This window comes from Kocuria soli (assembly GCF_003797835.1).
GTDB classification, from domain to species: domain Bacteria; phylum Actinomycetota; class Actinomycetes; order Actinomycetales; family Micrococcaceae; genus Kocuria; species Kocuria soli.
The window spans coordinates 228,844-255,134 of the sequence record NZ_RKMF01000001.1 but is presented as its reverse complement, the minus strand read 5'-3'; the positions used below and the strand labels follow the sequence as shown (position 1 = coordinate 255,134).

At 66.7% G+C, this 26,291-nt stretch carries 23 protein-coding genes, 1 tRNA gene and 1 other RNA gene; 6 read left to right on the top strand and 19 right to left on the bottom strand.

The genetic code is table 11. The features are described from left to right. Positions 1–9: 9 nt before the first annotated feature. Positions 10–1,542, bottom strand: coding sequence for a glycosyltransferase family 39 protein (locus tag EDL96_RS01135; RefSeq protein WP_123823609.1), 1,533 nt, complete (start codon positions 1,540–1,542; stop codon positions 10–12). A 98-nt stretch (positions 1,543–1,640) separates the two neighbouring features. Continuing rightward, a complete protein-coding gene (locus EDL96_RS01130) occupies positions 1,641–2,027 on the bottom strand; it encodes a hypothetical protein (RefSeq protein ID WP_123823608.1) in 387 nt (128 codons plus the stop codon). Between the two features lie 232 nt (positions 2,028–2,259). Between EDL96_RS01130 and EDL96_RS01125 the strand changes: the two genes are divergently transcribed. Beyond that, positions 2,260–3,735: an anion permease gene (locus EDL96_RS01125; RefSeq protein WP_123823607.1), complete on the top strand. Its 1,476-nt coding sequence runs from the start codon at positions 2,260–2,262 to the stop codon at positions 3,733–3,735. Positions 3,736–3,827: 92 nt separating this feature from the next. Here EDL96_RS01125 and EDL96_RS01120 read toward each other — a convergent pair whose 3' ends face one another. The 13 genes from EDL96_RS01120 to ffs all read right to left on the bottom strand — a co-directional run bounded on the left by EDL96_RS01120 (position 3,828) and on the right by ffs (position 17,985). Then, positions 3,828–4,580, bottom strand: a complete 753-nt coding sequence (locus tag EDL96_RS01120) for a succinate dehydrogenase/fumarate reductase iron-sulfur subunit (RefSeq protein ID WP_123823606.1) — start codon at positions 4,578–4,580, stop codon at positions 3,828–3,830. 31 nt (positions 4,581–4,611) lie between these two features. Beyond that, the gene (locus EDL96_RS01115) at positions 4,612–6,555 is read right to left on the bottom strand and encodes a fumarate reductase/succinate dehydrogenase flavoprotein subunit (protein WP_233568600.1); all 1,944 of its coding nucleotides are present in this window, start codon (positions 6,553–6,555) and stop codon (positions 4,612–4,614) included. A 206-nt stretch (positions 6,556–6,761) separates the two neighbouring features. Next, positions 6,762–7,430 (bottom strand): succinate dehydrogenase cytochrome b subunit, encoded by a 669-nt coding sequence (locus EDL96_RS01110; protein ID WP_233568582.1) that lies wholly within the window; start codon positions 7,428–7,430, stop codon positions 6,762–6,764. Between the two features lie 264 nt (positions 7,431–7,694). Then, positions 7,695–8,210: a GNAT family N-acetyltransferase gene (locus tag EDL96_RS01105; protein WP_123823604.1), complete on the bottom strand. Its 516-nt coding sequence runs from the start codon at positions 8,208–8,210 to the stop codon at positions 7,695–7,697. Positions 8,211–8,246: 36 nt separating this feature from the next. Continuing rightward, entirely contained in the window at positions 8,247–10,550 is a 2,304-nt protein-coding gene (gene purL / locus EDL96_RS01100) for a phosphoribosylformylglycinamidine synthase subunit PurL (protein WP_123823603.1), read from the bottom strand. Next, complete coding sequence (purQ, locus tag EDL96_RS01095; RefSeq protein WP_233568599.1) at positions 10,547–11,320, bottom strand: phosphoribosylformylglycinamidine synthase subunit PurQ; 774 nt, start codon at positions 11,318–11,320, stop codon at positions 10,547–10,549. Before purQ ends, purL begins: the two co-directional genes overlap by 4 nt. Before the next feature lie 31 nt (positions 11,321–11,351). Continuing rightward, the gene (purS, locus tag EDL96_RS01090) at positions 11,352–11,621 is read right to left on the bottom strand and encodes a phosphoribosylformylglycinamidine synthase subunit PurS (protein WP_123823601.1); all 270 of its coding nucleotides are present in this window, start codon (positions 11,619–11,621) and stop codon (positions 11,352–11,354) included. 152 nt (positions 11,622–11,773) lie between these two features. Beyond that, positions 11,774–12,124: a Rieske 2Fe-2S domain-containing protein gene (locus tag EDL96_RS01085; RefSeq protein WP_123823600.1), complete on the bottom strand. Its 351-nt coding sequence runs from the start codon at positions 12,122–12,124 to the stop codon at positions 11,774–11,776. Further along, the gene (locus tag EDL96_RS01080) at positions 12,121–13,080 is read right to left on the bottom strand and encodes a 3-methyladenine DNA glycosylase (RefSeq protein WP_233568581.1); all 960 of its coding nucleotides are present in this window, start codon (positions 13,078–13,080) and stop codon (positions 12,121–12,123) included. The genes EDL96_RS01085 and EDL96_RS01080 overlap by 4 nt, the downstream gene beginning before the upstream one ends. 9 nt (positions 13,081–13,089) lie before the next feature. Then, positions 13,090–14,382, bottom strand: a complete 1,293-nt coding sequence (locus EDL96_RS01075; protein ID WP_123823599.1) for an aspartate kinase — start codon at positions 14,380–14,382, stop codon at positions 13,090–13,092. A gap of 105 nt (positions 14,383–14,487) precedes the next feature. Continuing rightward, the gene (gene recR, locus EDL96_RS01070) at positions 14,488–15,084 is read right to left on the bottom strand and encodes a recombination mediator RecR (protein ID WP_123823598.1); all 597 of its coding nucleotides are present in this window, start codon (positions 15,082–15,084) and stop codon (positions 14,488–14,490) included. 37 nt (positions 15,085–15,121) lie between these two features. Beyond that, the gene (locus tag EDL96_RS01065) at positions 15,122–17,815 is read right to left on the bottom strand and encodes a DNA polymerase III subunit gamma and tau (protein WP_123823597.1); all 2,694 of its coding nucleotides are present in this window, start codon (positions 17,813–17,815) and stop codon (positions 15,122–15,124) included. A gap of 73 nt (positions 17,816–17,888) precedes the next feature. After that, an RNA gene (ffs, locus tag EDL96_RS01060) (signal recognition particle sRNA small type) lies at positions 17,889–17,985 on the bottom strand. 176 nt (positions 17,986–18,161) lie between these two features. Between ffs and EDL96_RS01055 the strand changes: the two genes are divergently transcribed. The 3 genes from EDL96_RS01055 to EDL96_RS01045 all read left to right on the top strand — a co-directional run bounded on the left by EDL96_RS01055 (position 18,162) and on the right by EDL96_RS01045 (position 21,796). After that, positions 18,162–18,246 (top strand) — tRNA-Ser (locus EDL96_RS01055). Between the two features lie 136 nt (positions 18,247–18,382). Then, positions 18,383–19,825, top strand: coding sequence for a hypothetical protein (locus tag EDL96_RS01050; RefSeq protein ID WP_123823596.1), 1,443 nt, complete (start codon positions 18,383–18,385; stop codon positions 19,823–19,825). A 72-nt stretch (positions 19,826–19,897) separates the two neighbouring features. Continuing rightward, on the top strand, positions 19,898–21,796 hold the full coding sequence (locus EDL96_RS01045; RefSeq protein WP_123823595.1) for an LTA synthase family protein: 1,899 nt from the start codon (positions 19,898–19,900) through the stop codon (positions 21,794–21,796). A gap of 4 nt (positions 21,797–21,800) precedes the next feature. Here the strand turns inward: EDL96_RS01045 and EDL96_RS01040 are convergent, their stop codons facing one another. Both EDL96_RS01040 and EDL96_RS01035 read right to left on the bottom strand, forming a co-directional pair. Then, positions 21,801–22,469 (bottom strand): TetR/AcrR family transcriptional regulator, encoded by a 669-nt coding sequence (locus tag EDL96_RS01040; protein WP_123823594.1) that lies wholly within the window; start codon positions 22,467–22,469, stop codon positions 21,801–21,803. A gap of 52 nt (positions 22,470–22,521) precedes the next feature. Next, positions 22,522–23,352, bottom strand: coding sequence for a hydroxymethylpyrimidine/phosphomethylpyrimidine kinase (locus EDL96_RS01035; RefSeq protein WP_123823593.1), 831 nt, complete (start codon positions 23,350–23,352; stop codon positions 22,522–22,524). 102 nt (positions 23,353–23,454) lie between these two features. Here EDL96_RS01035 and EDL96_RS01030 point away from each other — a divergent pair, with 102 nt between their 5' ends. Both EDL96_RS01030 and EDL96_RS01025 read left to right on the top strand, forming a co-directional pair. Continuing rightward, positions 23,455–24,237 (top strand): queuosine precursor transporter, encoded by a 783-nt coding sequence (locus EDL96_RS01030; protein ID WP_123823592.1) that lies wholly within the window; start codon positions 23,455–23,457, stop codon positions 24,235–24,237. A gap of 36 nt (positions 24,238–24,273) precedes the next feature. Next, positions 24,274–24,894 carry a DUF4126 domain-containing protein gene (locus EDL96_RS01025; protein ID WP_123823591.1) on the top strand — a complete coding sequence of 207 codons (621 nt, stop codon included), beginning with the start codon at positions 24,274–24,276 and terminating at the stop codon, positions 24,892–24,894. A 73-nt stretch (positions 24,895–24,967) separates the two neighbouring features. Here EDL96_RS01025 and EDL96_RS01020 read toward each other — a convergent pair whose 3' ends face one another. Next, positions 24,968–25,786 (bottom strand): MBL fold metallo-hydrolase, encoded by an 819-nt coding sequence (locus EDL96_RS01020; RefSeq protein WP_325049521.1) that lies wholly within the window; start codon positions 25,784–25,786, stop codon positions 24,968–24,970. Beyond that, positions 25,783–26,283 (bottom strand): SRPBCC family protein, encoded by a 501-nt coding sequence (locus tag EDL96_RS01015; RefSeq protein ID WP_123823590.1) that lies wholly within the window; start codon positions 26,281–26,283, stop codon positions 25,783–25,785. The genes EDL96_RS01020 and EDL96_RS01015 overlap by 4 nt, the downstream gene beginning before the upstream one ends. Between the last annotated feature and the right edge of the window lie 8 nt (positions 26,284–26,291).

Genomic DNA, 26,291 nt, shown 5'->3' with positions numbered 1-26,291 from the left:
CCATGCAGCTTAGGTGCCCGGCTCTACCGGCGTCCTGGCCGGCTGGGCGAGTGTGTCGGGGCATTTCAGATTGGTCACTCGGAAGCGGGACTCCAGGTTCTCGTCGGTTATCGTGCAGCCGATGGAGTCCAGGTGTTGCAGGACGGCCCCGTAGTAGGGGTTCGGTTTGAAGGCGACGACCGAAACCTTGCCGGTTTCGTCCAGTTGCCAGGACCACCAACCAGGGTGGCTCTGCCCCCAGAGCGTGGCCGAGTCCTCCTTGTTCTGGGCAAGCATCGGGTCCTTGACGGGATGATCCGGTGGGTAGGCCACGAAAATTCCGCGAGCTTCGTCATCCATGAAGATGACCGTGTCGGCCTGGGCCGCCGCCACGGCCGCCGTTTTGTACCCGTCCTTCTTGGCGAATTCGCCGTTCTGCCCCAGGAAGGACGGGAAGGACAGAAGGGTGAACAATGCCAGACCGAGCGCACCCACGGGACGCCACGGGATTGCGGCCAGCCCCAGGGCCAGTGCCACGACCAACACCGGCGCCGTGAAGGTCAGGTAGCGCTCCTGGAAGTACTGCTTGCCCAACAGTTGTGCCACGAGGATGACGACGAACGGCAGTAGGACCAGGCTCAGGAGCCAGAGCATGATCCACCGGGCACGGCTCCGGATCAGGCCGAGGGCCACAACCAGGATGGTGAACAGACCGAGCCAAGGTGCGATCTGCTCGACGGGTCCGTTGTAGGCCCCGAACCGGTTGCGGGGGCTCAGGAAGAACACCATGAGGGCCATGCGTCTGAGCACCTCGCGCGTGGTGGCATCGATCCAGGACACCTGCCCGCTCTGTTCCGCCGCGACGATGACCAGCGGAATGCACACGGATCCGGCAACCAGGCACGCGACCAGGACCTTCACCGTGTTGCGGCGCCCCCACCGAAGGGAGCGGGCGAAAAACAGCGGCAGCAGCATGGCCACGTACAACGAGAATCCGACCCCGGCCGCCATGAACAGGGCGAACCCCACGAGGGACGGTGTGTGCCGGTGCTCCCGGAAGCGCTCGAAGAACCACCACGCGATGGTCAGACTCATGGCACCCATCGCGTACCCGCGGGCTTCCTGCCCCGTCCAGCTCAGACCGGGCAGAACCGCACCCAGGACAGCGACCATGACGCCCACGAAGACGGTGCGCTCAGGCATGTACCGTCGCGCGTAGGCCATGCCGATCCGGGTGAGGAACACCGACATGACCACCAGTGCCAAGGCTGATGGAGTGCGCATGGCCAGCTCGGAGGTGCCGAACAGCGCGGCCCACGGATACATGACCACGTAGTACAGCGCGTGGACGGCATCCACCTTCTGCACCATGGCGATCAGGGAACCGAACGGTCGATCGACGGCGGACACGGAAGCGGCCTCGTCGAACCAGTACTGCGGTGTGGCCAATCCCCAGAACGCGACCGCGCCGGTCAGGAGTGCGCCGAACACGGCCGGCCACCACGGCAGCGGGGGCCGGGTGGCAGCATCTTCCCGGCGCAAATCTGTGGAACTGGGGGTCATCACTCTCCTTCGGAGACATCAGTATGCCCGTGGGAGAGCGCGTTCCACGAATCTCTGCGACCTCAGCCGACGACCGGATTACGCCGCACGGGTGGGGGTCAGAGCCAGCCCAGTTCCCTGGCCTTGAGCGCCAACTGAAAACGGTTGCACGCCCCTGCGGTGGCGGCCATTTCGGCGACGAGCGCACGGTAGCCGTTCAGGTCCAGGCCCAGACGGCGGGCAATCATCTCGTCGTCCCCACCGGAAGAGAGCATCTCGAGGATGCTGTGCTGGAGCTCCGAGGGATAAGGCTCCTCCGCCTCTGTCAGGCCGTCGTCCGTCCGGCCCAAGGCGTCCGACGTTCCCACGAGTTGGTGGGGCAACGGCTCCTCGGGAGTCGCGCTCGACCTGCCGCCGGCCGCCGACAGCGGCACCACCACGTCCCCGGAGGATCCGGGCACACGGCGGCCGTTCGACGGATGAAGGTCCCGCGGCAGAGGTGTCATAGGTCTCATCATGGCCTGAGGTGGCGTGGTTCGCCACACGGGAGGGTGCGGATGGAGGGATTGTTGCGTGACCGAAACCCGTATCGCGCTCACCCCGGTGCCCACGACGGCGGTAATTGCGGCAACTCCATGACCTGGGATACAGGTGCGAGTAGCCTGACAACCGCACCGTGGTCAGGCCACAGTTTGACTGCGACGGTGCCGGCACTCAGAAGGAACAGAGAATCTCGTCATGACTACCTCGGCCCCATCCTCAACCCCCGAGGCACCAGCCGACACCACCGGCCACTCACCGAACCGCTCCATGATCATCAAGGTTGCGATCATCCTGGCGTCGGTTCTGGCCATCTGGTTCATTCCGCCGCCAGACGGCGTGGATCCACGCGGCATGCACATGGCGGCGATCTTCGTGGGTACCATCCTCGGTCTGGTGCTCCAGCCCCTGCCCACCGCTGCGGTCTCCCTGATCGGACTGGCGGTGGCCATGATCACAGGCACCATGGACGTGGGTGAGGATGAAGCTCTCACAGGCTTCGCCTCCAGCGCGGTGTGGCTGATCGTGGCGGCGTTCTTCATCGCCGACGGCTTCCTCATCACGGGACTCGGCCGACGCATCGCGTTGTGGTTCGTGACCAAGCTCGGCAAGTCCTCCTTGGGCCTGGCCTACGGCATGGCCGCCACGGACCTGCTGATGGCTCCCGCGACACCGTCGAACACCGCCCGCGCCGGCGGCGTGGTGTTCCCCATCGTCCAGTCCCTGGCGGTTGTGCAGGGGTCCACCCCGGAGACCGACGAATCACGCCGTCGCCTGGGCGCGTTCCTGTCCATGTCCACGGTGCAGGTCAACACCATCACCTCGGCCATGTTCCTGACCGCCATGGCCGGCAACCCGCTGGCCCAGCAGTTCGCGGGAGAGGCCGGGGTGGAGATCACCTGGACCAACTGGGCGCTCGCTGCGATCGTGCCGGGCCTGGTCTCCCTGGTCGTGGTTCCCTGGGTGCTCTCCAAGGTCTACCCGCCCACCCTCAAGAAGACCCCGGATGCTCCGGGTCAGGCCCGTGAGGAGCTCAAGCAGCTCGGCAAGCTGACCCGTCCGGAAGCGATCATGGCCGCTACGTTCGTCCTGCTGCTGCTCATGTGGTCCGTGGGTGGCTCGCTGGGGATCAACGCGACCGCAACCGCCTTCGTGGGTATCGGGATCCTGCTGGTCACCGGGGTGCTGAACTGGAAGATCATGGCCGCCAACGGTGGTGCATGGTCCACGCTGATCTTCTTCGGCGTGCTGGTCGGCATGGCCGGGCACCTCAACACGCTGGGCGTGATCACCTGGATCGGTGACTCCGTCTCGGGTGCCGTCGGTGGCCTGCCATGGGTGTTTGCCTTCGCGATTCTGGCGGTCGTCTACTTCTACGTGCACTACTTCTTCGCGTCGAACACCGCGCAGATCGTGGCCATGTACGCCGTGTTCCTGGCCGCCGCGATCGGCGTGGGCACACCTCCGATGATTGCCGCGCTCTTCCTCGGCTTCATCGGCAACCTGTTCGGTGGCCTCATGCACTACTCCTCCGGTCCGGCCGGTGTGATCTTCGGATCCGGGTACGTCAAGACACCCGAATGGTTCCGCGTGGGCCTGATCATTTCGGTGGTCACCTTCGTGATCTGGGCCGTGGTCGGCATGGGCTGGATGGCCGTCCTGGGCATGTGGTGACCGGAACCGTCACCTGACGACGACGGGGCCTGCACACCTTTCGGTGTGCAGGCCCCGAACCGTTCTGTGCGTGGCGACGGGAGCGTCCCCTGTCAGTTGTCTTTGTTGCGCCTGATTGCAGCGCGTGCCGCCTCCCGGTTCACCGCGCTGATCGCGGAGATCGGGATACCGGCCGGGCACACCTCCACGCATTCGGCGTACACCGAGCACGGGCCGAACTCCTCCTCGGTGGTGGCCACCACGCCGCGGGCCCGCTTGGAGCGCTCCGGCTTGCCCTGCGGCAGCGTGGACATGTGGGAGAGCAACGCACCGGCGAACAGATGTGCGGCCCCGTTCGGGCAGGCCGCGATACACGCCCCGCAGCCGATGCAGGCCGAGAAGTCCAGGGCTTGCTCGGCCACCTTGAACGGGATCTGCCGGGTGTCCGCGTCGGGGGCGGTGCCCGCGTCCACGGACACGTAGCCACCGGAGGCGATCACGCGGTCCAGCGCCGAGCGGTCCACCACAAGATCCCTCACCACGGGGAAGGAGGCCGCGCGGAAGGGCTCGAGCTTCAGATGCTCGCCGTCGTCGTAACTGCGCAGGTTCTGACGGCAGGTGGGGGTGTTGGGCACCTTGCCGTGGGGGACGCCGTTGACCGTGATGCCGCACGTGCCGCAGATGCCTTCGCGGCAGTCCGTGTCGAATGCGATGGGCTCCTCCCCGGCCGTGACCAGTTGGTCGTTGAGCCGGTCCAGGAGCTCGGGCAGGGACATCTCGGGCGTCGCGTCGTCCACCTGGTACGTCACGAACCGGCCCTTGGTGGTTGTGTCTTCCTGACGCCAGACCTCGATGGTCAGTTTCATGGTCTTCTCCTCATCACGCGTGAGCCGGAGCTCACGCGTAGTTCCTGGTCTGTAGCGGAACCGCCTGGAAGTCCAACGGTTCGGCGTGGCGGACGGGCTTGCCCGGGTGGGCCCCCTTGCCCGGGGTGTGTTCCCATGCCGAGACGAAGCACCAGTCGTCGTCATCGCGCAGCGCCTCCCCGTCCGGGGTTTGGTGCTCCTCCCGGAAGTGCGCTCCACAGGACTCGTCCCGGTCCAGCGCGTCCAGGCACATCAGTTCGGCCATCTCCAGGTAGTCCGCGATCCGTCCGGCCCGTTCAAGTTCCTGGTTGAGTTCGCGGCCGCTGCCCGGAATCCGCAGGTCGCGCCAGAACTCTTCTCGCAGCGCCCGGATCTCCTTGAGCGCGTTCTTCAGACCGGCCTCCGTGCGGGCCACGCCGCACCCGGAGTACAGCACGTCCCCGAGCGCCCGGTGGAAGTGATCCGCACCCTTGGTCCCGCCGATGGACAGCAGGCGGTCGGTCCGCTCCCGGACCTCGGCCACGGTGCGTTCGACGGCGGGGTGGTCCGCGGGCAGCGGAGCCTCACCCAGGTGGTTGGCCAGGAAGTTCGGCACCGAGTAGGGCAGGGTGAACCACCCGTCCACGCAGGCCGAGAGCAGCGAGTTGGCGCCCAGGCGGTTGGCCCCGTGGTAGCCCCAGCCGGCCTCACCGCCCACGAACAGACCCTCGATCGAGGTCATCATGTCGTAGTCGCTCCACAAGCCGCCCATGGCGAAGTGGGCACCCGGGGCGATGCGCATGGGTTCGGTGTACGGGTCCTCGCCCGTGGCGTCGAAGTACATCTCGAAGAGGTTGCCGTAACGCTCCTCGATGGTCTTCTTGCCCAGCCGGCCGATGGCGTCCCGGAAGTCCAGGTACACGCTGTTGCGCAGCGGCCCCACGCCGTGGCCCGCTTCGATCTGCTCCCGTGCGGCACGGGAGGAGATGTCGCGCGGGGAGAGGTTGCCGTAGGACGGGTACTTGCGCTCCAGGTAGTAGTCGCGTTCCTCCTCCGGGATCTGGTTGGCGGGGCGGTCGTCCCCCGGGGCCTTGGGGACCCAGATGCGCCCGTCGTTGCGCAGCGACTCACTCATGAGCGTGGTCTTGGACTGCCAGTGCGAACTCACGGGCAGGGCGGTCGGGTGGAACTGGATGTACGACGGCGACGCGAAGTACGCACCGCGACGGTGTGCCCGCCACGCGGCGGTCACGTTGGAGTTGTGGGCCAGCGTGGAGCGGAAGTAGACGTTGCCGTAACCGCCGGTGCACAGGACGACGGCGTGGGCAGTCTCCGCCTCGATCTCGCCCGTGTAGAGATCGCGGACCACAACGCCCTTGGCGCGACCGTCGTCGACCACCAGGTCCAGGACCTCGCGGTGGGTGCGCAGGTCAACGGTGCCCAGCCCCACTTGCCGCTGCAGCGCACGGGCCGCGGCCACCTGCAGCTGTTGGCCGGTCTGGCCCCGCGTGTAGTAGGTGCGGGACACCTGGACACCGCCGAAGGAACGCGTGCGCAGCTCCCCGCCGTACTCGCGGGCGAACGGGGCACCGATCGCGTCCATGTGGTCGATCACCCGCACGGATTCCTCACCCAGTCGGAAGCAGTCGGCCTCCCTGGCCCGGAAGTCCCCACCCTTGACCGTGTCCTTGACGAATCGTTCGAGGGAGTCGTTGTCCACCTTCTTGGCACGCGCGGAGTTGATGCCGCCCTGGGCGGCCACCGAGTGCGCGCGGCGGGCGGCGTCGTGGAACGTGTAGGAGACCACGTTGTATCCGAGCTCGCCCAGGGCCGCGGCGCAACCGGCACCGGCCAGGCCGGTCCCCACCACGATGACCTTGAACTTGCGACGGTTCAGCGGGCTGACCAGCTTGTAGTCGAGCTTGCGGCGGGACCAGGCCGTCAGAGGGTCGCCGGTGGGCACGTTGCCGTTCAACGGCTCATCGGCATAGGTCACGAAGCCCTGCGTGCCCTTTGGCCCTTGGCGCTTCAACGCCGCTGGTCCGCTCAAGGGCTTCTTCGCGTTGCCCGTGCTCTCGGGGGCGGAAGTGGCCGCCTCCTCCTGCGGTGCAGCCGGGTCCGGGGAGTCCTGCTGCGGACGGGGCACCCCCTCCGACGAACCGACCACGGAGCGGATTCTGGAACCGATGGTGCGGAAGGTGTTCACTGGAGCACTCCTGTCAGGACGGCCACGGGAATGGTGATGTTGCCGATCGCGATGACCAGTCCGAAGAGCAGCCCGAGCCCGGCCAACGCGGAGAACACCCGAGGACGGACACCCACCCCGAAATCGACGACGGCGCTGACCACGCCGTGCGCCAGGTGAAGGGCCAGGCACCCCATGGCGAGGATGTAGAACAACGCGACGGGCAGGCGGTTGAAGGATGCCACCAGGTTCGAGTAGGCGTAGGAGGCCTCGTGGGTCGCGTGTTGGAACCCGTCAGGTCCCGCGGGTGACATCCCCAAGGTCAGGTCGAGGATGTGGAAGACGATGAACAACAGCAGGACCACGCCGGTGACCATCATGGTTCGCGCGGCGAAGACGTCCAGACCGAGGCCGCGTCGCTTCCACCGCCCGCGAGCCGTGGCGCCCCTGCGGCGCAGGAGCAGGGCGCAGTAGACGTGCGCCACCAGGCACACAGAGAGCACCACGCGCATGATCCACAGCAAGCCCTCGTACGGCAGCACGGGGTAGAAGGCCATGCGGAGCCAGTGGGCGTAGGAATTGAAAGCCTCGGCGCCCATGTAGATCTTGAGGTTGCCGATCATGTGGACCAGGACGAAGATCGCGAAGATCGCTCCCGTGGCGGCCATGATCAATTTGGCGTACACCGACGGCAGGCCACCTTTGTGTCCGGCGTGTGGCGTGGACGGTGTTGACGCGGATCGGGAATGGGCTGGCGCAGACATGGCGGCTCCTGGCATGAAATGCAGGCGCCGGTTCGGTCCGGGCGGCCCGGGAAATCCCGACGCCCAGAATCATCCTATGGAAACCATTTTGAGGCGGGAAAAGAGTTGCACTGTTGCCAGGGGAGTGGCTGCGGAGCCGCGCGCGTAAGCCTTTGTCGGTAATTGCCCACCCGGTGTCCGCTCAGCTCAAGGCCGTTCGCACCGGTATTCCGTTTCCGGGCCCACTGTCTCGGCGACAGTGAAGCCTGCTGCCTTCAACAAATCCTCGATGTGCGCGCTGTCCTCCGGGACGGAGGCCCGAACCACGGACACCTCAGGATCCTCGAAAGCAAGGGTGATCAGTGACCGCAGACCTTCCGCGGCAAAACCCATCCGCCGTCGGTCCGGAACCAGGAAACCCACGATCTCCAAGGCACCGTCGATGGGAGCTGACGCGAAACCGGTCGAGCCGATGACCTTCTCGGATTCGAGTTCGATGCAGGCCAGCGGGGAGTACAGCGTCTCCGTGAAGTAGTACCCGCCCGCCTGCGCGACGTCCCTGAGCTGGTCCACCGTTTCCGGAATCGGAAACTCTTCCGCGAAATGGTCCAGGTGGACGCCGTCGATCACGGCGGTGATCTCGTCCTCGGTGAACGGGCGCATGACCAGACGCTCGGTTCGGACCTCGTGGGCCTGGGGCGGCTCCAACGGCAAATCGATCATGATGACCTCGATCGTCCGTGCGGCTGAGTGTTTCGGTCAGCCGAAATACGTGGGGAGGGTGGATTCGTGGGCCTGGCGCAGTTCCGGCAGAGGAATCCGCGTGGCTCCCATGAGATCGAGGGCGTCGTTGACGGCGTCAACCACGCCGATGCGCGCAAAGGGGTAGTTGCGCATCGTGCACATGTCCTTGAAACGTACTTCCTCGGAACGCGGAACGGCAACGACAGCCCGGCCCTGGGTTTCCGAGAACAGCATGGTGAACAAGTCCAGGCCGTCGCGTTCGCAGACCTCACCCATGCCGATCCGTGCCCCCGTGCCGAATCGAAGGCACATTTCGGACAGGGTGGCCGCCAGGCCGCCTTCGGAGACGTCATGGGCGGAATCGATCATTCCGTCCCGGGACATGTTGATCAGCAGGTCCGCGAGCAGCTTCTCCTGGCCGAGATCCACGGTGGGCGGAAGGCCGCCCAGGTGGCCGCGCAGCCGAGCCCATTCCGAACCGTCGAGTTCGTCCGCGGTGCTCCCGAGCAGGTAGATCGCCTGCCCGTCAGCGTTGACATCCCAACCCGAGGGGGTGCGGCGACGAACGTCGTCGAGGACGCCCATGAGCGCGACCACGGGGGTGGGGTGGATGGCTTCCTGACCGGTCTGGTTGTACAGGGAGACGTTGCCGCCCGTGACGGGGACGCCGATCTCCAGGCACCCGTCTGCCAGGCCGCGCACCGCCTCCGCGAACTGCCACATGACCTCGGGGTCTTCCGGAGAGCCGAAGTTGAGGCAGTCGGAGACCGCTGCCGGACGGGCCCCGGCGGTGGCGACGTTGCGGTAGGCCTCCGCGAGAGCGAGCTTGGCACCGTTGTACGGGTCCAGGTACGCGTAGCGGCCGTTGCAGTCCGTGGACAGGGCCACGCCCAGGCCGGCTTCTTCGTCCACGCGGATCACGCCGGCGTCGTCGGGCATGGCCATGGCGGTGTTGCCCTGGACGTAACGGTCGTACTGGTCTGTGACCCATGCCTTCGAGCACAGGTTGGGGGAGGCCATGAGTTCCAGGACTGCGTCCTTGAGGGCCTCGCCGTCGGGGCGTCCGGTGTCCGCCGCGGACCCCGTGAAATGATCTGCCTGGACCTCGTCCTGGCGCTCCGGGCGGTGGTAGGGGCGTTCGTAGACGGGACCGTCGTGCGCAACGGTCCGGGGATCGACGTCGACGATCACCTCGCCCTGCCAGTCGATGACCAGGCGGCCCGTGTCCGTGACCTCACCGATCCAGGAGTACTCGACCTCCCACTTGTCCAGGACAGCTTCGAAGTCGGCCACCTTCTCCGGCGTGACGACGGCCATCATGCGTTCCTGGGACTCGGACATGAGGATCTCGCCCGGAGTCAAGGAGGGATCGCGCAGCAACACCGAGGACAGGTCCACGTGCATGCCGCCGTCACCGTTGGAGGCCAGTTCGGAGGTGGCGCAGGAGATGCCGGCGGCGCCCAAGTCCTGGATGCCCTCCACCAGGCCCGCGTGGAAGAGTTCCAGGCAGCACTCGATGAGAACCTTCTCCGCGAACGGGTCACCGACCTGAACGGCGGGGCGCTTGGAGGGTTTGGAGTCGTCGAAGGACTCGGAGGCCAGCACGGACGCGCCGCCGATGCCGTCGCCACCGGTCCGCGCGCCGAAGAGCACGACCTTGTTGCCGGTGCCGGTCGCGTTGGCCAGGCGCAGGTCCTCGTGCCGCAGGACGCCCACGGCGAGTGCGTTCACCAGCGGGTTGGCCTGGTAGCAGGGGTCGAACTCGACCTCACCGCCGATGTTCGGCAGCCCCAGGCAGTTGCCGTAACCACCCACGCCGGCCACGATCCCGTGTACCACGCGCTGGGTGTCCGGGTGATCGATCGCGCCGAAACGCAGCGGGTCCATGACGGCCACCGGGCGCGCACCCATGGAGATGATGTCGCGCACGATGCCGCCTACGCCCGTGGCAGCCCCCTGGTAGGGCTCGACGTAGGACGGGTGGTTGTGGGACTCGATCTTGAAGGTCACGGCCCAGCCGTCACCGATGTCCGTGACACCGGCGTTCTCGCCCATGCCGACCATCAGGTCCTTGGTCATCTCCTCGGAGACCTTCTCGCCGAACTGGCGCAGGTGGACCTTGGAGGACTTGTACGAGCAGTGCTCGGACCACATGACGGAGTACATGGCCAGTTCCGCGGCGGTCGGCCGGCGGCCAAGGATCTCCGCGATCCGGTCGAATTCTTCACGCTTGAGGCCCAGCTCGGCCCACGGGAGTTCGGTCTGGGGAGTCTGGCTCGCGTGTTCGACGGTGTCCAGGTGGAACTGCTGGTCGCTCATGCGCGGGTGCCTCCGTTGACCACGGTCTTGAGTGCCGAGATGAAGATGTCGAGTCCGTCCGTGCCGTCCCCCATGGTGACGGGCCCCTGCCCCGTGGAGTCGGGGCCGAACCCGGGTTCGACGGCGTGTTCGGGGTGCGGCATCAGCCCGACGACGTTGCCGCGGGCGTTGGTCACACCCGCGATGTCGTTGAGCGAACCGTTCGGGTTGTGGCCCACGTAGCGGAAGGCCACGCGGCCCTCGGCCTCCAGCATGTCCAGAGTCGCCTGGTCACACACGTACTGGCCGTCGTTGTTCTTGAGCGGGACCACGATCTCCTGGCCGGCCGTGTATAGGGCGGTCCAAGCCGTCTCCGTGTTCTCCACGCGCAGGCGCTGGTCGCGGCACACGAACTTGAGGTGGTCGTTGCGGATCATGGAGCCCGGGAGCAGATGGGCCTCCGTCAGGATCTGGAATCCGTTGCAGATGCCCAGGACGGGCATTGCCGCATCGCTGTTGGCGGCGTCCACGATCCGTGACATCAGGGGCGCAAAGCGGGAAATGGCGCCGGCTCGCAGATAGTCCCCGTAGGAGAATCCCCCGGGGAGGATGACGGCGTCGACCCCTTGGAGGTCGTCGTCGGCGTACCACAGCGGCACGGAGGTACCTCCCGCGATGTCGATTGCGCGTGCGGCGTCGCGGTCGTCCAGGGTGCCCGGGAAGGTCACGATGCCCACCCGGACGTCGACCAAGGTGCCGTCGGGGGAGGGGGAGCTCAGGTCAGCGACCAGTGGCGCTTCGAACGTGTTGGAAGCCACGGGCTCAGGCCTCGGTGGACGTGGCGTCGTTGATCACGGTGACGTTGACCACGTCCTCGATGACCGGGTTGGAGAGCATGGTCTCCGCGGCTTCGCGAGCCGTGGCCAGGACCTGTTCGGTGACTTCTCCGTCCACTTCGAGTTCGAAGCGCTTGCCCTGGCGGACCCCCGTGAAGGCCGTGATGCCCTGGTGCGGCAGCGCGCGGACGATGGCCTTTCCTTGCGGGTCCAAAATCTCCGGTTTGGGCATGACGTCAACAACAATGCGGGCCACGAGCGCTCCTTCTGGAGGACGATGCGAAGAATCACGCCGATTCTATCCGCTGTCCTGACCGGTACCTACCGACCCTCGAGCGTGCCGAACCCTCGCCAAACTTGCTGATCAGCCCCTGATGGACGAGCTTCGAGAGGGTTCGGCGGAGAAAGCTAGTCCGTGTGGGCCACAATCCAGCCGTCGGCCACGGTGAACGGGACGGAGGCCAGGTTCTTGCTGGGATCTGCCGGGGCCTCTCGGCCGGTTGCCAGCGCCAACCGAGAGCCCACGAACGTGCCGTCGTTGCGGTAGACCCAGAAATGATTGGGGCATTCGAAGGAATCGGCGTTCCCTGAGGTCGCGCGGCACACGGTTGCCGCCTGGTGCGTGCACGTGTTGACCAGCACGTGGACCTGCCCGTTCGCGTCGTGGGTGACCAGGTACGGGGTGGCGTCCACGCGCACGGTGATGAAATCGCCGGGGTGGGGAATGGCCGACGCCTCGACCACACGGGTCCCGGTCATTCGACTCGCCCTCCGGCCAGCGGCGCCTCGGCCACCAGAACCTTGATGACGGACAACAGCCGTTCACGGATCCGCTGGGCGCGCTCGCTGAAGGACTTCTGCCGACGCACGTACTCGGCCTTTCCCTCCGGGGTCTCCACCGCGACCACTCCGTAACCCCAGTCGGAGAGGTCGTAGGGGGAGGCCTCCATGTCCGTCGCGCGGATTTCCAGGGCCAGCTCGAATGAATCCGCGATCAGCTCGGCCGGGACCGCGGGCGAGAGCTTGTAGGCCCACTTGTAGAGGTCCATGTTGGCGTGCAGACAGCCCGGTTGCTCCATGTCCCGTTGGGTCTCACGGGTGGGGTGGGTTTCGTTGAGGGCCACGGCTTGAGGGGCGAAGAACCGGAAGGCGTCGATGTGCGTGCACCGCAGCTTGTGGGATTCGACGACGGCGTCCGTCCTCTTGGCTCCCAGGCGCAACGGCAGCTGCTCGTGTCGGACACCGTTCAGACGTGACCGGTACGCCATCGCCCATTCGTGCATGCCGAAGCACCCGAACAGGCCGGGCCTCCCGGCCGTGCGCCGCACGAGCATCTCCACGAACTGTGCGGCGGAGCCGCGGGCGGCCCGAAATGCCTCCACATCCAGGGTCACCGCGCCGTCGTCGTCGGAGATCCCCAGGGCCAGGGCCTCGGCGGAGGTCACGGGGCGCCAGAACTTCTGGTGTCCGAAGTCCTGGGCCGCCCCCAGCAGCACCACGCCGACCCCCGGCGTCCAACGTTCCAGCTTGGCCGGGGAGAAGGAGTAGTAGGTGAACAGGAAGTCGTTGACGGGGTGCTTGAGTCCCAGGCTGCGGCGCTCCCGGAACGGTTGAGTCCACTCCCGGGCGCGTGCCTCATGGGCGGATTGCGCGGCACGCCACTGCTCGGGTTCCAGGACCTGAGCAATGGCGTGCGTGGCCTGATCGATCGGCACGACGTCCGCTCAGCGACCCGTCCCCGCGTACACCGTGGCGTCCTGGTCCGAGTCCAGGTTGAACGCGTTGTGCACGGCACGGACTGCGTCGTCCAGGCGGTCGGCCGCGGTGATCACGGAGATCCGGACCTCCGAGGTGGAGATCATGTCGATGTTGATGCCGTTGGCGGCCAGGGCCTCGAAGAACGTGAACGAGACCCCCGGGTTGGACTTCATGCCGGCGCCCACCAGGGACAACTTGCCGACCTTGTCGTCGTACTCCAGGCCCGCGTAACCGATCTTCTCCTCCGCGGCGCGCAGCAGGTTCATGGCCAGTTCGCCCTGGCTCTCCGGGACGGTCACGGAGAGGTCCGTGGTCGGTTCGTCGGCCACGGAGACGTTCTGGACGATCATGTCCACGTTGACCTTGGCGTCTGCCAGCAGACGGAAGATGGTCGACGCGATCCCGGGCTGGTCCGGGACCCCCACGACCGTGATCTTGACCTGACTGCGGTCGTGGGCGATACCGGCGATCAGCGGCTGTTCCAAGGGAATCTCCTTCATGGACGTGGAGAAAGTGGTGTCATCGGAGCTGGGGATCACCCAGGTGCCTTCGGCGCGGGTGAACGACGAACGGACGTGCAGTTTCACGCCGAAACGGCGCGCGTACTCCACACACCGCAGGTGCAGGATCTTGGCGCCGTTGGCCGCCATCTCCAGCATTTCCTCGCTCGAGATCTGGTCGAGCTTGTGGGCCTTGGGCGCGATCCGCGGGTCGGCGGTGAACACGCCGTCCACGTCGGAATAGATTTCGCACACGTCCGCGTCCATCGCGGCGGCGAGGGCGACGGCGGTGGTGTCGGACCCCCCGCGACCCAGCGTGGTGATGTCCTTGGTGGTGCGGTGAACACCTTGGAAGCCCGCGATGATCGCGATGTTCCCGGCCTTCACCGAATCCTGGATACGGGACGGGGTGACCTCCACGAGCGAGGCCGCGCCGTGGTCACCATCGGTGATCATGCCCGCCTGGGAACCCGTGAAGGACTGGGCGGGGGCGCCGAGGTCGTTGATGGCCATGGCCAGCAGCGACATGGAGATCCGCTCACCCGAGGTCAACAGCATGTCCATCTCGCGGGCGGGAGGATGCGCGGCGACCTCGGTGGCCAGGTCGATCAGTTCATCGGTGGTGTCGCCCATGGCGGAGACCACCACCACGACGTCGTTGCCCGCGTTCTTGGTTTCGACGATCCGGCGTGCGACGCGGCGGATGCTGGCCGCATCCGCGACCGACGATCCACCGAACTTCTGCACGATCAAGCTCATGTGCTCTGGCTCCCCAGTGTTGCGTTGCGTTGTGGGCCCTGCGTCCGGCGGTCTCGGGCTGCCGCGGGTTGCGGTGTCAGGGCTCGGTCCATCGTACCGGCGGCCTCAGGTGACCGCGGTCCGCCCTTCGAAGGCCCGGCCGAGTGTGACCTCGTCCGCGTATTCGAGGTCGCCGCCGACCGGCAGACCGGAGGCGAGCCGGGTGACCTTGATGCCGAGCGTGTTGAGCATGCGGGCCAGGTAGGTGGCGGTGGCCTCACCTTCAAGGTTGGGATCCGTGGCCAGCACGATCTCCTCGACGGTTTCGTCCGAGAGCCGGGTCATGAGTTCGCGGATCCGCAGCTGGTCCGGGCCGACACCCGCAATGGGATTGATGGACCCGCCGAGCACGTGGTACAGGCCGCGGTAGGACTTGGTGCGCTCGATGGCCATGACGTCTTTGGACTCCTCTACCACGCAGATCACGCTCTGGTCCCTGCGGGCGTCGCGGCAGATCGCGCACTCGTCCTGTTCGGCCACGTTGCCGCAGATGCGGCAGTGCTTGACCTTCTCCTTGATCGCGATCATGGCTTCGGACAGGCGCTGAACGTCGTCCTTGTCCGCATCCAACAGGAAGAACGCAATGCGCTGGGCCGACTTGGGGCCGACTCCCGGAAGTCTCCCGAGTTCGTCGATCAGGTCCTGAACGGCACCTTCGTACACAGGTCACTCACTTCATTCGCGTCTTTTATGGGGGTCGTCAGATCCGGGGTTCGTGGGGGCGTTCTTCGATCAGGCGGCCACCCAGGATCTTCTCGATCATCGCCCGCCCCTGCAGCCCCGAGTTCTCCACGGACAGGTCGTCGTCGCTGGGGACGAACTCCTCGTCACCCTGCGAGTCATCAGCGGTGGGGCTCGCCGAACGGGCGCTTTCGGCCTGCGCGGCGGCAAAGTGCGCCGCGTGCCGTTCCCGGAAGCTCGCTTTGCGGGTGGGCGCGGCAGGGTCGCGGGTCGGTTCGGTTTTCAACGTGGACACCGACGACGGGTGCGCCGGGGTCGGCTGAGGTGCCGGGTGCGGGGTGGGCTCTGGTCGTGCGGGTGCGCGGGTGCCGCGTCCTCCGGGAGAAGGTCGCCACTGTTCGGGCGGCACATCGTCCTCGGGCGGAGGCTCGTCCGGCCAGGGAATGTCCTGATAGGGATCGTTGGCGGGTGCCTGGGTGTCGCCGTCGCTGCTTCCGTTGCCCACTTCGGTCGGGGGTTCTTCCAGCGTCGTGGAAGAGCTCTCACGGGGGCGCGCGACCACATTGTCCCGGTTCGCCGACGCGGCGGCGGGGGCCGGTTCGGCACCGACGGCGGGGTGGTCGGTCGTCGGAGCGGGGTCAGGGGCCCGTTCTGCGTCCTCGTCCTGATCCGTCGCGGTGCCCTCGGTGCCCGTCGGGATCTTGGCCACGGCCCACGAGTCCACGGGACCCGCGTCGTGAACGGGCGCAGTGTCCCGCGCGTGGGACGGCTGATCGGTGGCGGACTGCGTTCGGGGTGCGGACTGACCCTGATCCGGTCCGGCCGCCGATCCCGTTGGCCGGGGCGGACCCTGCGGTTCCGGCCGATTCGGGCGGTCTGAGCCGCCCGAGCTTTCCGGGACGCCTGCCGGGCCACGCCCACCGGGCGTTGACGGGCCGGTCGTTCCGCCACCGGCCTCACCGGGGCCAACAGCCTCGACCCGGCAGGAGACGCCGAGCACCTGCTGGATCGCAGCGACCAGGTTGGGTTCGAACCGCGGGAAGTTCTTGCGGTCCCCGGCCCCGTCGAAGACCAGCTGGAGCACGGAGCCGTCGAAGGCCGCCGGAGTCCCGCGCATGACGGTCATCCAGGAGACGCGGTGGATGTCGGCCAGGGCGTTGACCACTTCGGTCCAGGACCCGCGGATCATGTCGATGCCACCACCGCTGGACGGGCCCTGTGCCGAGTGGGCGGCAACGCGCGGCGCTGGGGTCGCGTGCGGCTCGGCCGCCGGCACGTCCTCCTGGCGGTCACGGCTCTGCGAGTTGTCCGCCTCCGCGGCGGCACCGTTCGACGACTGAGGCGTCGAGTCCGGGGCTGTTTGCCGCGACCGGTCCCGTGTGGGCTCATCGACTTCTTGGCCAGCAACGGCGCCCGGGCTGGAAGCCGCCTGCGGAGCCTGCGCAGATGTGCCGGAGGTCGGACCCTCCGTCGTCCTGCGGTCGCCAGAACCCGGGGCGGGTGCGGCCTGGGGGACGTCGACGAGCGGGCCCGTGGGCGCGCCGGTGCGCCCCATGTTGAGGCGCCGCTCCAAACGGTCGATGCGGGCCCCGGCGCCACGCGTCGTGTTCTCCGCTGAGGGCAGCAGCAGGCGGGCGCACAGCAACTCGAGGTGCAACTGGGGGGAGGTGGCCCCGGTCATCTCCGTGAGGGCTTCGTTGGTGATGTCCGCCGCCCGGGAGAGCTCGGCGGCACCCATGAGCTGGGCCTGGTTCCGGAGGCGAGCGACCTGGTCCTCGGGCATTCCGTGCAGGATGTTGGCCGCAGACTCCGGGACCGCGTCCACGATCACCAGGTCGCGGAAGCGCTCCAGGAGGTCCTCCACGAACCGTCGCGGGTCCTGCCCCGTCTGGATCACACGGTCGACGGCGCGGAAGACCGTGGCCGCGTCCCCGGAGGCGAAGGCGTCCACGACGTCGTCGAGCAGGGCACCGTGGGTGTAACCCAGGAGGGAGACGGCGAGGTCGTACCCGATCTGTTCCGCGTCCGTGCCGGCCATGAGCTGGTCCAGGACCGAGAGGGAGTCGCGGACGGAACCTCCGCCGGCCCGCACCACCATGGCCAGGACACCCGGCTCCACGCCCACGGACTCCTGGTCGCACAGCTGCTGCAGGTAGTCCATGAGCGGCTCGGGCGGGACCAGGCGGAACGGGTAGTGGTGCGTGCGCGACCGAATCGTGGGCAGCACCTTGTTGGGCTCAGTGGTCGCGAAGATGAACTTGATGTGTTCGGGCGGCTCCTCGACGATCTTGAGCAGGGCGTTGAAGCCGTCGCGCGTGACCATGTGCGCTTCGTCGATGATGAAGATCTTGTACCGGTCCCGCACGGGGGCGAAGGTCGCGCGTTCGCGCAGCTGCCGGGCGTCGTCCACGCCACCGTGGGAGGCGGCGTCCATCTCGATGACGTCCAAGGACCCGGTGCCGTCACGGGAGAGGTCCACGCAGGATTCGCAGGTGCCGCACGGATTCGGCGTGGGTCCCTCTGCGCAGTTGAGGCAGCGCGCCAGGATGCGCGCGGACGTCGTCTTGCCGCAACCTCGGGGGCCCGAGAACAGGTAGGCGTGGCTGACCTTGTTCTTGCGCAGCGCCGTCATCAGAGGATCGGTCACGTGCGACTGCCCAATGACGTCCTGGAACGTTTCGGGGCGGTAGCGGCGGTACAAGGCGGTGGTCACACAGACACCCTAACGAGTGATTCGGACAGTGTAGGGGCCACCGGTCCGGCTGTGGAGCGGCCGAGAACGACCATGTGAAGACCCCTCGTGCACCCGCCAGAGCCCACGTACCCTTGCTGCCTTCCGGCCCTGGGGGAGTTCCGCAGGATGACGCCACACGAGGGGCTGACGACAACCCTAGCCGACCGCGCGGCCGGGTGGAAACCGACGACGACGGCGCCCCGCTCTCAGGGATCGCGCCCCTCAGCACGGACCGCATTTTCCTCTCCGGCCCGGATCGTCTAGGCTGTCGTGTGCACGTTCGCGCCCCCGGTGTTTCCGAGCCGGCGGGAACCATGTGCAATCTGGAGGATTCGCCTAGCGGCCTATGGCGCACGCCTGGAACGCGTGTTGGGTTAACGCCCTCGGGGGTTCAAATCCCCCATCCTCCGCGAACGGCCCGTGACCTGTCATTGCAGGTCACGGGCCTTTTTCATGTCATCGCAGGTCATGGCACTGTAGGGTCCTCCCTCGTGACGACCGCACCTCGGTCGGAACCGACATCGACTCATGGAACGGGGATCTCCCATGAAGCCCTCCGCACGGATCGCCCGCTCAGCCGCGGCCACCGTACTGACCACGGCCACTGTGCTCGCGACGGCTGCAGTCCCCGCCGTCGCTGCACCTGACGACGGTGCAGCGGGAAACACGGGTGCGGGGCGCGTGGCCTATCTGCACGGCTACCAACAGTCCCAGGCGTTGTGCCCCGGTGGGTCGATGGTCGGGGCGGTGGACACCGCGATCGTGGCCCCTCTGGTTGCCGGCGGCACGCTGGCCAAGGGTGATTGCACCTTGGCGGACATGAAGGCCGCCAACCCAGACACCGAATTCCTGGCGTACCTGAACATCGGTGGCATGCAGGGCGTCACCGAGTGGGACAAGGAACCCTTCTTCCCCACGTGTGTGCGCCCGGAAGACGGCGAGCAGTACGCGGTGAAGCCCGGTAATTCCGCGGTTGCCACCAACGACAAGGGGAACGCCGTTTACCCCGCCTTCGACTACATCACCATCGCGGACCAGTCGGCCTCCTATGCCCAGGCCTGCGGTGAGCGCGCCGTGGACCTGGTCACCACGGATTCAGTTCGAGGGTCCACCGGAGCCGCCCCCGTGCGGTTCGACGGCGTGTTCCTGGACGACATGGCCATGTCTCCGGCCCACGGTCAGAACATGGATGACGTGGGGACCTGGGGGCCGTGGGGCTCCGACGACGCCTATGGGCAAGCGGTGCTGCGTACCGTCGGGACGATTTCGGACGCGATGGATGACGACGGCAGCGGGAAGACTCTGGCCGGCAACCTCGGCATCTACTCGGACGACTCCAGCCAGGTGGAGCTGGCGCAGCGTCTGGCGGGCAGTCGGGACCTGGACTGGATGATGCGCGAATTCGTGATCGGTGGCCCGAAGGGCGACCAGTTCGGTGCTTTCTACGCCGTCGAACAGAACGCCGCTGTCTTGGGCACACTGTCCCGTTCCACGCCCGTGGTCATGCATCAGTTCGCGGTCAAGGCGACGACGGACCCGAACCTCACCGGAACCGTTGGGGGTTCGTGCCTGACGGATTCGACTCCGGACGCGTCACGACTCATGGGGCAGGTCGACCAGCGACGTCAGCAGGACATGACTCTCAGCCTGGCCACCGTGCTCACGGCCAAGGAAGAGGGCGCGAACCTGGACATGTCGGTCGTGCAGGCTCAGCCACAGTGCCAGGAGACCGCAGCCTCGAATCCAGGCCTGTACGAGAAGGTCACCGATGTCTCCGTGGACGAATCCGACCCGGACGTCCGGCAACTGCGTGAGGTCCTCGAGGACCCGGGGGTGAACGCCGTTGGGAAGAAGTCCACATGGTTCGACTACACCGTCTGGCGTCGTGACCTCTCCGACGGACGCCAGGTCTGGGTCAACTACCGCAATCAGGATGTCACCGTGGAGGGCGTGAAGATCCCTGCTCAGAGCGGTCTTGTGACCGATTGAGGGTGCCCGGCACGATAGCATCACACCCGCAACACTGCAGGATTGGGCACTGTTCTAGATAGTGTACTTTCCGTGAACAGTTCTTTGCCGTCAGATTCGCCCGCCCAGAAGTCGCGGGCGCCGTGGCGTTCCCTCATCGGCGGCGCCGTCGTGGTCTTGGCGGCGGCTTGTGTCTGCGCGTTCGTTCTGCAGTACTCGATCCGAGTCAAGAAGGACGGCATTGGGCACGTCCTGGCCACCACCTCGCCACTGGATGTCCTGCTGATCTGCGTGGTCATCGCGTTCGTCTGGGCACTACTCGGGCGCCTCTGGTGGTCCGTGGGCTTGGTCGGCGGGCTTTCGTTCCTCTTGGCCGGCGTCAACATCAACAAGGTCAAGCTGCGCCAGGAGCCGGTGTTCCCCAGCGACCTGGACTTCCTGAGCGAAGCCGGATTCGTGTTCTCCATGGTGAGCAAGAGCACCGTCGCTCTCACGATCGGGGCACTGATCGGAATCGTTCTGGTCATCTTCCTGGTCGGGAAGATCCTGGGGCACTGGTTCCCGCGTCCCCGGATTCATCGTTGTGGTCAGGGCTGGAACCGTCGAGTGCTGGCGGCACGGTTGCTGACCTTCGCCGTTGCGAGCGGGCTCCTCGTGCACGCGGGGAACTTCAACGGCCCTCCCAACATGTGGCGCGCCATGTACGACGCCCGCGGTGCCGAATGGGGTAACTCGAGCCAGCTGTGGAACTACCGTGCCAACGGTTTCCTGGGCGGGTTCCTCTACAACATGCCGATCCAGGCCATGCCCACACCGGAGGGCTACAGCCAAGAGTCCATGGATGAGATCGCACAGCGGTACCAGGGCCGTGCGGACGAGATCAACAAGGACCGGGAGAAGTCGATCAAGGACGTCAACGTCGTGGTCGTGCTCTCCGAATCCTTCACGGACCCGTCCTGGATGGAGGGTTTCGAACTGGACGAGAACCCGATCCCCAACACCCAGCAGATCATGTCCGAGACCACGTCCGGGCAGAGCTACGCCAGCGCCTACGGCGGCGGCACCTCCACCATGGAGTTCGAGTCACTGACCGGGCAGCCCATCGGGCTCTTCCAGCCACAGGTGACCTCGCCGTACCAGATGTTCGTGAGCGACTACAAGAGCTACCCCTCCGCCGTCGGGGCCTTCGAGGCCGACGGTCACCACACAGTGGCCATGCACGCGTACAACCTGCACATGTACAAGCGGTCCGAGGTGTACAAGACCCTGGGATTCGACGAGGTAATCGACGACTCCGCGATGCAGTCCAAGGAGCACTTGGAGAACAGCCCGTACATCAGCGACGCCTCGGCGTTCTCCGACGTCGTGCACCAGGTGGACACCCAAGAGGATCCGCTGTTCATGAACCTGGTGACCATGCAGAACCACGGTCCGTACCCCGGGTACTACAAGGACCCCATCGGATACGACGCCGAGGGAACGTCCCAGTCCGGTGAGCTCGGACAGTACACCCGCGGGCTGTCCTACTCGGACGAGGCCATGTCCCAGTTCCTGGACGACCTCCAGACCCGGGACGAGGAGACCATCGTGGTGTTCTACGGCGACCACCACCCCGGTGTCTACAGCCAAGACATCCTTGCGGCCAACGAACCCGACGCCAGCATGCGGACGCCGTACTTCGTGTGGAGCAGCAAGACCAACGAGTACAAGGCCGGGGGAGCAATCACCCCCGCCATGCTGATGCCCGCCGTCTACGACGTCGCCGACGCCAAGGTGCCGCCCTACATCGCACTGTTGGACGACGTAAAGAAGGAGACGCCGGTCATCCAGCAGGGCAGGATGCTGGACCCCGAGGGCAACGAGGTCGACACGAACGCCCTGGATCCCGAAGCGCAAGGACGCCTGGATGACCTACGGGCCGTCCAGTACGACTTCTCGATCGGAGACCGGTACGCCGTGGACAAGATGTGGCCACAGGCCAAGAACGAGTGACGGGTCAGACCGCGACGCTCAACGCAGCGGGCTCGATCCGCGACCGCACCGGGTTGCCCTCGGCGTCGAACTGGGCACCCAGGCCGCGCAGCGCGAACAGGACAGTGGCCTTGACGTGGCGTTCGTGGGCCTCCCTGGCCTCCTCCGACACCGCCTCACGATCGGCGGTCGCGGTCAGGGAACTGTGCACCAGGCGGCCCATCTCTTCCAGGTCGCCGGCGGGCAACCACCCGTCGTCCACGGCCTCCTGGAGGATGGTGGTCAGCATTCCGCGCAGCGCCCCGACGTGCTCGCCGAGCTTGGCGAAGTCCTCCGGGGAGAGCACGGAGCGCATGGCGGGCCCCGGGGGCAGGTGACGGCGGGAGAGGTCGTCGATCTGCGCCCGGATGTAGATCGCCAACTTGTCGACGGGGTTCTCCACGCCCTCGAGGTCGCCGCGCAGTTCCGTCATGAACCGTTCGGTCTCGTCCAGGGTGTAGGCCACCAGCAACTCGCCCATGTCCGCGAAGTAGTTGTAGACCGCGGTGCGACCGACACCGGCGTTCTTGGCCACGTGGGTCATGGTCAGTCCGGTCAACCCCTGGGAGTACAGAAGCCGTCCGAAGGACTCGAGAATCGCGCGCTTGGTGTGCTCGCGCTGTTCGGCGTTGGACGCCGCCTGGATTTTGGGCATGACGACATACTAGCCCGCTCTGTCAGTAAAAAACCTGGGTGTGCGGTGGACGTCACCCGACAGCGCGTTCGGTGGCCAGACCCTTCTGCCACAGCGCGTCGAACGGGGCGTGGGAGGTGACGCGCTCGCGGATACCGGCGGTCACGAATTCCTTGGCCGCCCGTGCAGCCTCCAGCGGGGTCAGGCCCTTTGCCAGTTCGGCGGTGACGGCCGCGGCCATGGTGCAACCGGCTCCGGCCACTGCAACACCTTCCACCTTGGGGGCGGCCAGGATTTCCGTGGTTTCGCCGTCGTAGTAGACGTCCACGGCCTCCGGGCCCTCGATGCGGATGCCGCCCTTGGCCAGCACCACCGCACCCGAGCGTTCGTGGATACGCTTGGCGGCCTCTTCCAGTTCCTCGACCGTGGTGATGTCCTGCATGCCGGACAGGGAGATCGACTCGAAGTGGTTGGGGGTCACGAACGTCGCCTGGGGGAGGATCTTTGCCTTGAGGGCCTCGTCCGTGTCCAGGGCCGCGCCGGGCTCCTGGCCCTTGCAGATCAGCACGGGGTCCAGGACCAGGTTCTTGGGCTTGAGGTTCGTCATGGCTTCGGCGACGACGTCGATGGTCGCCGGGGTGCCCAACATGCCCAACTTGACCGCGTCCAGGTCGTAGGCAGTGGTTGCGGCTTCGAGCTGGTCCGCGATGACCTGCGGGTCCACGGGGACGAAGCGGTGACCCCAGTCGTTCTTCGGATCGAAGGAAACAATGCAGGTCAGGGCCAGAGAGCCGAAGACCCCGAGCTCCTGGAACGTCTTGAGGTCGGCCTGGGCGCCGGCACCTCCGGTCGCCTCGTTCCCGGCAACGGTCAGGGCGAACGGGGGATTCGTGGTTGTAGTCATGGGCTTATTGTGCTCTCCGGGCGTTTCGTCACCAAGACGAGCCGCCGCTTTTCGTCACCGGCGCCATGCAGGCGCCACCCGAGCTTCAGGAAGTGAATCCCGATGACCTCCGAGTCCTCCTCCGAAACCTCCGCCGAGCCCGCCTCTGGGCACGCGGTTGCCGCTCCGGCAACCGCGAACACCTCAGACAACACCTCCGACAGCGCCTCCGCACCCCATTTCGCCCCCCGGACCCGCACCACGTTCGACTTGTTCGTGGCCGCCTACGCGGTGGTGCTGATCCTCTCCAACATCGGTGCCACCAAGGGTGTGCAGATCGGTCCGGTGCTCACCGACGGCGGCTTCTTCCTCTTCCCCATCGCCTACGTCCTGGGGGACGTCGTCTCCGAGGTGTGGGGCTTCCGCGCGGCCCGCCGCGCGATCATCACGTCCTTCGCAGCGGCCCTGTTCGCGAGCATCTGTTTTTGGATCATCATTGCGTTGCCCGCGGCCTCCTTCTACGAGGGGCAGGAGGCCTTCGTCCAGGTCCTGGGCCCCGTTCCGCTGATCGTCGCGGGCTCACTACTCGGGTTCCTGGTCGGCCAACTGCTGAACTCCTGGGTCCTGGTCAGGCTCAAGTCGAAGACCCGGGAAAAGCACCTGTGGGCCCGGCTGATCTCGTCCACCCTGGTGGGGGAGCTCGTGGACACCGTGATCTTCTGCGCGGTCGCAGCGCCCATCATCGGCATTCAGACCGCAGGGCAGTTCGTGAACTACGTCGTGGTGGGGTACGTGTGGAAGTGCCTGGTGGAGGTTCTGGTGCTGCCGGTGACCTACGTCGTCGTCGCGCGGCTCAAGAAGACCGAGCCCTACTGGGGTGACGAGCAACGACGGGTTGCCCTCTGACGCCCGGAATTCACGTTTGCCACTAGGATCGGCGCTATGGACGTCTTAACGGGCCTCGGTCTGTCATCTTCGGCCGGCCTCAACGCCTGGATCCCGTTGTTGGTGCTGGGTCTCCTGGATCGATACACCGAATTCGTGGACCTCGGACCCAATTTCGCGTGGCTCTCGAACGGGTGGGTGCTGGCGATCTTCGCGGTGCTCCTGGCGCTGGAGGTCGTGGCGGACAAGGTTCCCGCGATCGACTCGGTCAACGACGTGATCCAGACCGTGGTGCGCCCCACCTCCGGCGGCATCGTGTTCGGGTCCTCCATGACCTCGGACATTGCCGGGCTCACCCTGGGCGGGGAGACGGCCACCGTCACCGACCCCGAGCAGTTCGTGACCTCCGGGACGTGGGTGCCGATCGTGATCGGCGTGGTCCTGGCGCTGGTGGTTCACGGTGTCAAGGCCTTGACCCGTCCGGTGGCCAACACGGCGTCCGCCGGTGCCGCAGCTCCGGTGCTCTCCACCGCCGAGGACGTCGTTGCCGTGGTCATATCTCTGCTGGCAGTGTTCCTGCCGATCCTGGTCCTGCTCGGCCTGGTCGGGTTGGTATTCGGAACCTGGTGGCTCCTCCGACGACGGCGACCGTCGGGCCCGCCGGTGTACGCGGCCTAGCTCTTCCAACAGCCACGAGAGCCCCGGATTCAGCGTGAATCCGGGGCTCTTCGCCTACCGCAGGTTCCAGCCGTCAGGGCCGATCGTTCAGATACGCCAGCTGCGCCCGAACGGAATGTTCCGCGGCCCGGCGGGCGCCGTCCGGGACGTCCGGATAGATGTGCTCGGTGAGTTGCTCCACGGTGGCGTCGGTGCCCAGCGCGCCCAGTGCGGTGCGGACCTCCCGAAGTCGGTCCGCACGGTGGGCGCGCAGGTCGCGGCAGGTGGCGGCCAGGTTGGGAATCACGGGTCCATGTCCCGGGAGCCCCATGGTCGGGCCGGGGCTGTCGGCCAGGACCTCCAGCCGCTCAAGGGTCTGAAGGTAGTCAGCCAGGGTCCCGTCCGGGTGATCGATCATGGTGGTTCCCCGGCCCAGGACGGTGTCACCGGTCAGAACCAGGGTCTTGGCGGCGCCGTCGTCGGTGTCTTCTGTCAGGACGAAGCACAAAGAATCAGAGGTGTGGCCCGGCGCGTGAATCACCTGGAGCTGGACACCACCCGCGTGCAGGACCTCACCGCCGACCAACGGCTCCGCCTCACGGCAGTGCTCGGGGGCGTAGGCCCGCACGGGGGCACCGGTGCGATCGTGCAGCGCGTCGATCGCATCCGTGTGGTCCCCGTGGCGGTGCGTGATCAGGACCAGTTCCACCGGCCCCGTGATGACCTGCCGCTCCACGTGCTCCGCAAGCGCCGGCCCGGGATCAACCACGACCGCGCCCGGGTGCCCCGGAGCCCGCAGCACCCACGTGTTGGTGCCCTCCAAGGTCATGGCGCTCGGGTTGTCCGCGAGGATCACGGACGCCTGATCCGTGACTGTGGAGAGCCAGGGCTGGGGGACGGGCAGAGAACTCACGACTGATCCCTCAAGAACCCGGCCAGGCGCTCCAATGAACTGGCCCAGGCCGCGCGCGCGTGGTCGTGGACCTGCTCCGGAAGCGGACCCTGGGTGAGCGTGACGCGCGTGGCGTACCGGCCGCCGTCGGGACTCTCCACGGCCATGGGGCGCAGCTCGCAGCGCAGGACGATCACATGCTCGCTGGGCCGACCTTCGTGGTCCGGCAGGAACTCGTGGATCTCCAGAAGCCGCCCCGGGACGACTTCCTGATGCCGGGCATGGACCGGGGCCTCCTGCGACGGATCCTCGTCCAGGGCCAGACGCAGGGAACGGTTGCCGCCTTCGCTCGGGTCGACCTCGACGCTGTCGGGTACGACCGACCAGCCCGCGGGGCCGTACCACCGCGTGATCGCGTCGGCGTCAGTGAGGGCATGGAACACCGACGCCACGGGATGCGCGAAATCACGCGTCAGGGTCCAGATCTGGTCGGCGGGTACGGGGTCAAGAGCGGACATGCCACGAG

What these genes read in the sequence shown, in the direction of transcription:
- EDL96_RS01025 (WP_123823591.1), top strand. Translation starts at nt 24,274, where the DNA reads ATGGACGTCTTAACGGGCCTCGGTCTGTCATCTTCGGCCGGCCTCAAC.
- EDL96_RS01035 (WP_123823593.1), bottom strand. Translation starts at nt 23,352, where the DNA reads ATGACTACAACCACGAATCCCCCGTTCGCCCTGACCGTTGCCGGGAAC.
- EDL96_RS01075 (WP_123823599.1), bottom strand. Translation starts at nt 14,382, where the DNA reads ATGAGCTTGATCGTGCAGAAGTTCGGTGGATCGTCGGTCGCGGATGCG.
- EDL96_RS01120 (WP_123823606.1), bottom strand. Translation starts at nt 4,580, where the DNA reads ATGAAACTGACCATCGAGGTCTGGCGTCAGGAAGACACAACCACCAAG.
- EDL96_RS01040 (WP_123823594.1), bottom strand. Translation starts at nt 22,469, where the DNA reads ATGCCCAAAATCCAGGCGGCGTCCAACGCCGAACAGCGCGAGCACACC.
- EDL96_RS01050 (WP_123823596.1), top strand. Translation starts at nt 18,383, where the DNA reads ATGAAGCCCTCCGCACGGATCGCCCGCTCAGCCGCGGCCACCGTACTG.
- EDL96_RS01085 (WP_123823600.1), bottom strand. Translation starts at nt 12,124, where the DNA reads ATGACCGGGACCCGTGTGGTCGAGGCGTCGGCCATTCCCCACCCCGGC.
- purL (WP_123823603.1), bottom strand. Translation starts at nt 10,550, where the DNA reads ATGAGCGACCAGCAGTTCCACCTGGACACCGTCGAACACGCGAGCCAG.
- EDL96_RS01015 (WP_123823590.1), bottom strand. Translation starts at nt 26,283, where the DNA reads ATGTCCGCTCTTGACCCCGTACCCGCCGACCAGATCTGGACCCTGACG.
- EDL96_RS01030 (WP_123823592.1), top strand. Translation starts at nt 23,455, where the DNA reads ATGACCTCCGAGTCCTCCTCCGAAACCTCCGCCGAGCCCGCCTCTGGG.
- EDL96_RS01130 (WP_123823608.1), bottom strand. Translation starts at nt 2,027, where the DNA reads ATGACACCTCTGCCGCGGGACCTTCATCCGTCGAACGGCCGCCGTGTG.
- EDL96_RS01105 (WP_123823604.1), bottom strand. Translation starts at nt 8,210, where the DNA reads ATGATCGATTTGCCGTTGGAGCCGCCCCAGGCCCACGAGGTCCGAACC.
- EDL96_RS01135 (WP_123823609.1), bottom strand. Translation starts at nt 1,542, where the DNA reads ATGACCCCCAGTTCCACAGATTTGCGCCGGGAAGATGCTGCCACCCGG.
- EDL96_RS01125 (WP_123823607.1), top strand. Translation starts at nt 2,260, where the DNA reads ATGACTACCTCGGCCCCATCCTCAACCCCCGAGGCACCAGCCGACACC.